General features: G+C 62.5%; 6 protein-coding genes and 1 pseudogene. 2 read left to right on the forward strand and 5 right to left on the reverse strand.

All coding sequences use genetic code 11. The features are described from left to right. From KYX69_RS22940 to KYX69_RS22950, 3 genes are all read right to left on the reverse strand, one after another. On the reverse strand, window positions 1-333 hold a 333-nt coding region (locus tag KYX69_RS22940), incomplete at its 3' end, for an aldehyde dehydrogenase family protein (protein WP_300501662.1). Window positions 334-585: 252 nt separating this feature from the next. Beyond that, entirely contained in the window at window positions 586-915 is a 330-nt protein-coding gene (locus KYX69_RS22945) for a hypothetical protein (protein WP_062788787.1), read from the reverse strand. A 148-nt stretch (window positions 916-1,063) separates the two neighbouring features. Next, on the reverse strand, window positions 1,064-1,465 hold the full coding sequence (locus KYX69_RS22950; protein WP_047169239.1) for a hypothetical protein: 402 nt from the start codon (window positions 1,463-1,465) through the stop codon (window positions 1,064-1,066). A gap of 397 nt (window positions 1,466-1,862) precedes the next feature. On the opposite strand from KYX69_RS22950, the gene KYX69_RS22955 reads away from it, so the two are divergent. Together KYX69_RS22955 and KYX69_RS22960 are read left to right on the forward strand one after the other, a co-directional pair. Continuing rightward, entirely contained in the window at window positions 1,863-2,084 is a 222-nt protein-coding gene (locus KYX69_RS22955) for a hypothetical protein (RefSeq protein WP_062121690.1), read from the forward strand. A 462-nt stretch (window positions 2,085-2,546) separates the two neighbouring features. Next, window positions 2,547-3,047: pseudogene (locus tag KYX69_RS22960) on the forward strand (HAD hydrolase family protein); the annotation flags it as partial. A gap of 146 nt (window positions 3,048-3,193) precedes the next feature. Here the strand turns inward: KYX69_RS22960 and KYX69_RS22965 are convergent. Continuing rightward, window positions 3,194-3,634, reverse strand: a complete 441-nt coding sequence (locus KYX69_RS22965; protein ID WP_367280224.1) for a four-helix bundle copper-binding protein — start codon at window positions 3,632-3,634, stop codon at window positions 3,194-3,196. Window positions 3,635-3,648: 14 nt separating this feature from the next. Then, window positions 3,649-3,924, reverse strand: a 276-nt coding sequence (locus KYX69_RS22970; RefSeq protein WP_300501664.1) for a DUF1622 domain-containing protein, incomplete at its 5' end; no start/stop codon positions are given.

Here is a 3,924-nt window from a genome sequence, read left to right on the forward strand (position 1 = left end):
GCGGATCGGCTTGCCATTGTCGATCGTCTCGGCAAGTGCCAGCAACTCCAGATTGTCTTCGAGCCGGTCGGCGACGCGATTGAGAATCCTGGCGCGTTCGGCGGGCGCGATCCTTGCCCATTGATCCCTGGCGGCGTGCGCCGCATCGAGCGCGCGCTCGACATCTTCCGGCGTCGACAGCGCGAACTCGGCGATCTGGGCGCCATTGATCGGGCTCGTGTCCGCGAAATACTCGCCGCTCGCAGGAGCGCTCCATCGACCACCGATGAAATTATCATAGCGGTGTCGGAAGGAGGCCGCCGCGTTAATGGTCCCGATCGCCTTCTCGAACATAACCTGACTCCATCTCTATCGATGGCCTGACGGAGTAATCTCTTTGCCCGGGCGGCCTATAAGTAAGTTCCGCAGAAGTTAGTCTGGCATCGGTGTCGCGGGCTTTGAGGGTCAGACACGCCAACGGAGCCAATGACTATTCATCGACTCCCGAACCTATTCGCGCACGCCTGATCGGAATTATGCCGAGACACGCTTACTCGGCCGATTCTTGTTTAGGTGAGGGCGGCGCTTGGCATTCCAATTCTGGCATTACGCCCGGATGCGCTTTAGGCTCACCCAATCGCCTTTCTGAAGCGTCCCGTCCCTCACGCGGAAATGAGCGTAATGGTCGTCGAAAATCTGGTCGACTTCGACATGACCGACAAGGCGGCGGTGGCGCGGCGTTGCGTGATAGACTTCGAGTATCTGCCCGATGTGCGCGCCATCGGCCTTGCCCAGGCAGGCCACTGTGCCGCCCGCATCCGTACGGACGATCTTGCCGCGCATGAACAAGCTATGGCCGATACCCTGTGCGAGGAGCGGCGTGCTGCCAAAGAGCAGAAAGCCAACAGCAGCACCGACGCCAAGATGCTTTCGCATCACTGTTTCCTCTCTCACGTTAGTTGCTCGGTCCCGGCTTTGAAAGCTGGGAGCACGGGGCGACGCTGGGCATCGTCAAAGAACTGGCCCGCCGCGGGGCGGCGGCGGGCCCTCAGCCCCGGGGGGTGTTTTATCGGGGCTGGAAACTTCACATGTCGCTCATCGGCTTGTCGGCCATGGGCTTGGCGGTCTTCTTCTTCGCGGCCGGCTTGGCCTTCTTCATCGGCATCTTGCAGCAGCCACTCTTCGCCTTACCGGCCATGCCCGAGCCGTTCGATGCAGGCGACCCGCCGGACATGCCGGCCATCCCCGACATGCCCTGTTGATCCTGCTGGGCCGGTTGCCCCGGCTGCTTCTGCGCGCCGGCCTGATGATCCTTCATCATCTGATCGTGCATCTGCTGCCCGCCATGATCCATGCCCTGCTGGTGGGCATGGGCCGGCGCAGTCTGCGCGGGCGCGGGCGTCGACTGGGCGAGAGCGGTGCCGGCGGCGAAGGTTAGCGTCGCGAAGAGGCTGATGGTCGCCGCGCGAAATATCGTCTGTCGCATTGAGGGTCTCCGAGTGTTCGTCCTGTTGCCCGATCGACGTTCCGATCCCGGCAATTCCGAAGCTTCAATGCTGCTAGCGAGACGCAGTCTGTATACGTAACTTACGAATCCGCTTTTGATCGCGACAAGCATGCGCGGGATCGTGCGGGGTGGACCATGGCCCAAGTTCAAGCGAATTCATGATCCCGCTTGATGGCGGCCGGCAGCGAAGTGCAAAAGCCAATTGGCCCGCCGTGGGAGAACGGCGGGCCAAAGCTGCGGTTGAACTAGGCCACGGTCGTTGGCCGCCCAGCCTCGTGGTCGGAGCTGGCTTAATGCAGGGTCAGCAACCGCCCCGCGACCTATGCAACATGCGGGAGGCTCCGTCCTGGGTTCCCATCTCCCGCATAGCGATCCGATGGTCCTGCATCATCTCACCGTGCATCCGTACTTCGCGGTGTCGCATTCCTTGCATCTGGGCCGTGTCGGACCGAGCCGGCGCCGGCTTCGCCTTGAGCGTCTGTTCAAGGTCGGGCATGCCCGGCGGCATCCCATCGGCGAGAACTGGCCCGGCGCCGACGGCAAGGACGCCAAAGGCTGCGAGCGAAGCGATAATCGCTGCTTTCTTGCGCAAATATGATTCCTTCAAGTCTGAGTTTCAGTTCGACCGGACACATGCCCGGTCGATTCTCGCTCCCCCGGGAGCTTGCCGTTGAGATGGTATCGGCCTGGAGGTGGCAGTATACGTAATTTGCGAAGCTGGCGGTCAGCCTGCAATGTCCGCTTTAGTTCGGCTACTAGCAAAAGCTGGGCGCGGATGGCCGAAGACGGCGGCCATCAAAGCCTCCGCCTAGCCCGAGCACTGCAAAGCGACGCCGCCTGCTGCAGTTGGCGAACAGCGAAACGTAAATCGCACGCCGCTTTTGCTTCGGCGCGATCGTGGCAAGGCCCACCGCCGAACCAGCCACTCGGACTGGCCCAGGCTAAATTGTCGGAATAGACGCTCACTCGGATCGGTGCCGCAGTGATTGAACGCTCGCCTGGCTGATTATTGATCAACTTGAACCGCCCCGAGTTTGTCGGAGGCCTCGGGGTTTAAGTATGGACGCGTATCTATGCCGATCTGTTCACCGGCGACGAAAGCCAGCGCATCCGCGAAGCACTAACCAAGACGGTCGAGCAGGCGGGCTATGCAAACGAGAACATCTGGGGCGAGCAGATCGAGGATCGCGGCAGCCAGATCACATTCTCCGCGCTCGGTCAGCAAGCGCCGCTCGAGGCCAAGGACACGTGGGATCACGATCACGCCAAGCGCAAGAAATTGCAGGCCCTGCTCCAGCCGTTGCTGCCAGGCTTTGCCATCAATATCGGCGGGGCGACATCGATCGACATCACGCGCGAAGGGATAGACAAGGCCTATGGCCTTAAGCGCCTTTCCGAGCAGACCGGCGTCGCGCTCGACGAGATGATCTTCTTCGGTGACGCGATCTTCCCGGGCGGAAATGATTATCCGGCCAAGCACCTCGGGCTGGATACCGTTCGAGTCCGCGACGTTGCCGAAACCAAGTCGGTGGTTGGCGCGATCGCTGCCTGGCTAGTCTAAAAGCGCTACCGCCGATACCTAACCAGTCCCGCTTTCGCGCCCGTACGACCCAGCTTCGCAGCGGTCCCACATTGTGGAGCCGACGGATCGCTTCAATCGTGCCGGAGCTGCTTGACCCCACTACGCCTGGGCGCGTTCTAGGACACTCAGCTGGCCATGTCCGCCATCATCCGACAGCTGGCGGCGCAATCCTTGCAGGTAGCCGAGCAACGCTTGATCCGCTCGCCCACGACGTGGCTCAGGCATTCCCGCGCACATCGTTCGCAGCCGTCAGCGCAGGCGCGGCACAGGATGGTATGGAGGGGGGATTCGCGCAGCATCGAGTTGGCGGTCGCCTGGCACAGTTCCGCACAGTCGTTCAGCATGGCGATCAGCGACGCCGTGGCTGACGCGCCGCCTTGCTTCGTCAGCCAGGCGGCGGTTTCCAGGCACATGCGGTGAGACGCCACGCAATCGTCGATGCAGTCCGTCATCGACATCGCCATCCCTTCCATTCGATGCTGCTGCGCCGCCGCCGGCGCAGCCAGCGTTCCGGCGGCGGCAAGGCCGGCGCCCGCCATCATCAATTCGCGTCTCTCGATCATGATGCGCCTTCCATCTGCTATCGCTTGAGCGCTGTGCCGCATCCGGCGGCCTCAGCCGTAGCCGGCGACCCATCCGACGCCGCACGCGCCTTCTCCCGCGCCATCCGCGTTTCCTCCCAGGGCCAGTGGCCGTTGATCTCGACCCCGAGCGAGATGCTCAGGAAGGTCCGCACCAGCACAAGCCCGGCCAGCACGATGAGATCGTCGAGCGTCGGGTTGATCACCAGCGACTTGACGATGTCGCCGGCGACCAGAAATTCCAGGCCGAGCAGGATGCTGCGGCCGAGCGCCGA

Source organism: Sphingomonas sp. (assembly GCF_030145815.1).
Taxonomy (GTDB): Bacteria; Pseudomonadota; Alphaproteobacteria; order Sphingomonadales; family Sphingomonadaceae; genus Sphingomonas.

Bases quoted from the DNA above. Each gene is read 5' to 3' on its own strand.
- KYX69_RS22945 (WP_062788787.1), bottom strand. From the start codon at position 915: ATGCGAAAGCATCTTGGCGTCGGTGCTGCTGTTGGCTTTCTGCTCTTT.
- KYX69_RS22950 (WP_047169239.1), bottom strand. From the start codon at position 1,465: ATGCGACAGACGATATTTCGCGCGGCGACCATCAGCCTCTTCGCGACG.
- KYX69_RS22955 (WP_062121690.1), top strand. From the start codon at position 1,863: ATGGTCCTGCATCATCTCACCGTGCATCCGTACTTCGCGGTGTCGCAT.